Below are 3,265 nucleotides of genomic sequence, written 5' to 3'. Positions count from 1 at the left end.
GTGGCAGCGCCCGGATTCCCTCGTTCGCGAGTTGGACCCGTCCCGCCGCGCGGAACCGCCGAGGAGGGAGCCACCCCTGCAGCAAGGCGCGAGGCATCTGGCAGGCTGCCATCACCGACGAGAGGGCAACGGTGACAGCGAACGACGCCAGCCACGGTGAGGAGGAACTGATCACCGGTTCGAAACACGGTTCGAAACGCCGGTCCGACAGACGCGCCGGACGTGTGTCGCCTGCTCGCCGCACTCGGATACCCAGCCGAGGTGGAGGTCGTTCGCGAGTGCATCGCATCGTTCGACACCTCCTTGCGAGACCACGTCCAGCTGGCGGAGCTCGAAGGACAGGTCGTGGGCGTTCTCGCCTTGAGCCTGACACCGCGCTTCGCCGAACACGGGATGTTCTCGCGGATCACCGCGCTCGCCGTCGACCCTTCGGTTCAGCGCGTCGGGGTCGGGCGCCGCCTAGTTGCCGAAGCGGAACGGATCGCTGCTGAGAACGAGAGCACCCTGATGCAGGTGAACAGCGGACGTCGGCCCGAGAGGGCAGCAGCCCACGCCTTCTACCTCTCCCTCGGGTACGCCGACCAGCATGACCATCACATCTTGTACGAGAAGGCTCTCGGGTCCGGCTGAGGTACTGAGGTCACGACGGGCACGAGAACAGGTCGGCTCTCGACGGCACCGCGGTCGACGTCTACGCCGTGGCCCGTACCCCGGCCACGGCGACGACACCACCCTCGGCGTGGAGCGCCCCCACCTCACCGAGTGGCGCGCACGGTTGGTAGGCCGTCCCACGTCTTGCAGCGGCGGTCGAGCCGAGTCGTGCACCGTGTGGATCGCCACGTCACGTAGGCGGCGCAGAGTGGCGCGAACGCGGCTGGTAGCCGACCTGACGATGAGTCGCTACGCACGCCTGTGGCCGGAGCCGCCGCCGTTCAGTAGGGCGACGTGAGTCCGTCGAACATCGGGAAGTGCTCGGTGTTACGGGTCCACAGGGATGCGTCGTGGACCGCAGCCGTGGCCGCGATGATGAAGTCGACGGGGTCCACGCCCGGGTGGGATCGCAGGTACCGGTTCGCGAGTCGGCCGGCGTCTTCTGCGATGCGGTCGTCGACGGGGAACCACTCGAGCGCATCGAGGAGACGGCGGGTCGATGCCTCTTCGGCGGGCCGCATCCCCGCGAGGGCCTCGACCTTGACGACCACCGAGGCGGTCAATCGGTGCCCAGCCGATACCGCTCCAGCCATCGCGTCGCGTGCCGCCGGGTCCCCACGCAGGTGGTCGATGAGCACCGACGTGTCGAGCAGGACCGTCATCCGGCAGCGTCCGCGAGCCTCCGCGCCATCCCGGTGCGGAGCGACTCGACGTCACTCGCGCCGTCGTCGCCTTCGGACCAGCCGGCGAAGCTCTCCTGGAGCGCCGAGAGCTGCTCGTCGCGGTCGACAGTCCCGTAGGAAGTATCCACCGCTCGGCGGATGAGTTCAGCGAGGCCGAGGCCGCGTCGGCGCGACTCGGAGCGGAGCAGCTCGTACTGCTCGTCGGAGAGGGTGATCTGCGTCCTGTGGCTCATGATGTAACCCTACATCATGAGTCCCGGCGTGTCGCGGGAGCTGATCAGCGTCACCGGAGCCCGTCACCGTTGCTCTGTTGGTGCGACATCGGCGCCGTCAGGGCACATCGACGCCCTCCCGCGACACGACTCGCTCGGGTCTGCCCATCGCCCCGTGGCGGATCGCACGCGCGGAAACGTCGCGGCAGGCGCGGGACGCTACGCGCGGCGAGCGGGCAGCTGGTCGCGCATCGCCACCACCGCGGCGGCGACGTCCCGGAGCTTGCGGTTCTGGTGCTGAGACGTACGGCGCAGAAGGGCGAACGCCTCGTCCTCGTCGCATCCCACCCGCACCATCAGGATGCCCTTGGCCTGCTCGATCACGGCACGGCTGGTGATGGCCTCGCGGAGCTGGATACTGAGCTGTTCGACCCGGCTGTAGGCCCGGGCGTTGGCGAGGGTCGCGGCCACGGGTCCCGCGATGCTGCGTGCCGTCCGCCGGGCGTCCTCATCGAGCCCTCCGGGTTGGCGAGCGAACAGGTTGAGCGCCCCGAAGCTGCGCCCCGACACACGCAGGGGGACGACGAGCGCGCAGTGCAACCCCAGCCGTGACGCCTCCTCTCGGAGCTCGGAAGGCCAACGGTCGTCCGACGTGAGGTCATCGACGTACCGCTCGTTGCCGTCCGCCATCGCATCGACGCACGGTCCGGTGCCGAGCGCGCGCTGCACCTCGTCGAGCTGGCGGGAAGCGGCGTCGCTGGCCGCAGCGGTGTCGGTCCGACCGTCGACCCGCTCGACGGTGACGGCGACCGCATCCGTGGTGGCGATCGCCTGAGCCGTCAGGGCGATCACCTGCTCGAGCATGGCATCGAAGGGCACCTCCTCGAGCAGCAGGGTGAGCAGTTCCTCGACGGTGCGGAGGTACGCCTCGCCGGGCTCACCCACGTCGGTGCCGCCGTCGGGAACGCTCTCCATCACACCGCGCTCGCCACACCGATGCCGACGAGGATGAACACCAAGGTGACCACGAGGCCACGTCCGGCGAGGCGGTGAGCGTCCGCGGCCATCTGCGTCCGACGCGCCCGGCCCACCATGGCCTGGCCAACCCCGAGCGCCAACACCCCGACGATGGGGTGCACGTAGGCGACGAGCGGCTCGGCCTCCCAGGCTTGAAGGGTGGTGTAGAGGGCGATGCCGAGCACGATGTGGACCGCGAGGAGGCCGAGCACCGCCCGGTAGAGGCCGGCGGTGAACTCCTGGCCGTTCTTCGCCCGGTCGAAGGCGACGAACGCGGTACCGAGGACCAGCACCGACAGGCCGTAGCCGAGGATGCGGTGCACGGTGAACAGGACGTCGTCCATCAGAACCTTTCGGGGCTCGGTCGCGGGGAGCCTAACGCGCGCGATCGTGCCGGGTCGCAGCCGGACGTCGACCCGGGTGCGTCGTCGCTCCGTCAGCGCGTGAGGTTGCGCTGCAGCAGGACCGTCGCGAGAACGAGGAGCACCACGGCGAAGCCCGCCAACACCGCCACCTCCGTGAGGACGTCGCCGAGCGTGCCGTCCCGCCGGACCAGTTCGGCCATCGCCTGGTTGGCCCACGCGTGCGGGGTGATGTTCGCCACCTGCCGGATGGGCCCCGGGAAGACCTCGAGCGGGACCATCGAACCACCGAGTGCCGCCAGCCCGAGTCCGACGCCGACCCCGACGCCGGATGCCTGGC

General features: G+C 69.8%; 5 protein-coding genes and 2 pseudogenes. 2 read left to right on the top strand and 5 right to left on the bottom strand.

The genetic code is table 11. The annotated features are described in order from the left end of the window. The first annotated feature begins 222 nt into the window (after positions 1 to 222). The gene (locus WEB03_RS06945; RefSeq protein ID WP_368070219.1) at positions 223 to 630 is read left to right on the top strand and encodes a GNAT family N-acetyltransferase; all 408 of its coding nucleotides are present in this window, start codon (positions 223 to 225) and stop codon (positions 628 to 630) included. A gap of 76 nt (positions 631 to 706) precedes the next feature. Beyond that, positions 707 to 775 (top strand): annotated as a pseudogene (locus WEB03_RS06940) (MBL fold metallo-hydrolase); the annotation flags it as partial. A gap of 157 nt (positions 776 to 932) precedes the next feature. Here the strand turns inward: WEB03_RS06940 and WEB03_RS06935 are convergent. The 5 genes and pseudogenes from WEB03_RS06935 to WEB03_RS06915 all read right to left on the bottom strand — a co-directional run. Then, complete coding sequence (locus WEB03_RS06935; protein ID WP_368070218.1) at positions 933 to 1,313, bottom strand: type II toxin-antitoxin system VapC family toxin; 381 nt, start codon at positions 1,311 to 1,313, stop codon at positions 933 to 935. Next, positions 1,310 to 1,567, bottom strand: coding sequence for a ribbon-helix-helix protein, CopG family (locus WEB03_RS06930; protein ID WP_368070217.1), 258 nt, complete (start codon positions 1,565 to 1,567; stop codon positions 1,310 to 1,312). The genes WEB03_RS06935 and WEB03_RS06930 overlap by 4 nt, the downstream gene beginning before the upstream one ends. A gap of 198 nt (positions 1,568 to 1,765) precedes the next feature. Continuing rightward, entirely contained in the window at positions 1,766 to 2,521 is a 756-nt protein-coding gene (locus tag WEB03_RS06925; protein WP_368070216.1) for an ANTAR domain-containing protein, read from the bottom strand. After that, the gene (locus tag WEB03_RS06920; protein ID WP_368070215.1) at positions 2,521 to 2,907 is read right to left on the bottom strand and encodes a hypothetical protein; all 387 of its coding nucleotides are present in this window, start codon (positions 2,905 to 2,907) and stop codon (positions 2,521 to 2,523) included. Before WEB03_RS06920 ends, WEB03_RS06925 begins: the two co-directional genes overlap by 1 nt. 92 nt (positions 2,908 to 2,999) lie before the next feature. Beyond that, positions 3,000 to 3,265 (bottom strand): annotated as a pseudogene (locus WEB03_RS06915) (ABC transporter permease); the annotation flags it as partial.

It is taken from the genome of Nitriliruptor sp. (genome assembly GCF_040882075.1).
Lineage (GTDB): Bacteria > Actinomycetota > Nitriliruptoria > Nitriliruptorales > Nitriliruptoraceae > Nitriliruptor.
The sequence above is the reverse complement of the archived record's forward strand: the minus strand, read 5'-3'. Positions and strand labels throughout refer to the sequence as shown.

What these genes read in the sequence shown, in the direction of transcription:
- WEB03_RS06935 (WP_368070218.1), bottom strand. Translation starts at nt 1,313, where the DNA reads ATGACGGTCCTGCTCGACACGTCGGTGCTCATCGACCACCTGCGTGGG.
- WEB03_RS06930 (WP_368070217.1), bottom strand. Translation starts at nt 1,567, where the DNA reads ATGAGCCACAGGACGCAGATCACCCTCTCCGACGAGCAGTACGAGCTG.
- WEB03_RS06925 (WP_368070216.1), bottom strand. Translation starts at nt 2,521, where the DNA reads ATGGAGAGCGTTCCCGACGGCGGCACCGACGTGGGTGAGCCCGGCGAG.
- WEB03_RS06920 (WP_368070215.1), bottom strand. Translation starts at nt 2,907, where the DNA reads ATGGACGACGTCCTGTTCACCGTGCACCGCATCCTCGGCTACGGCCTG.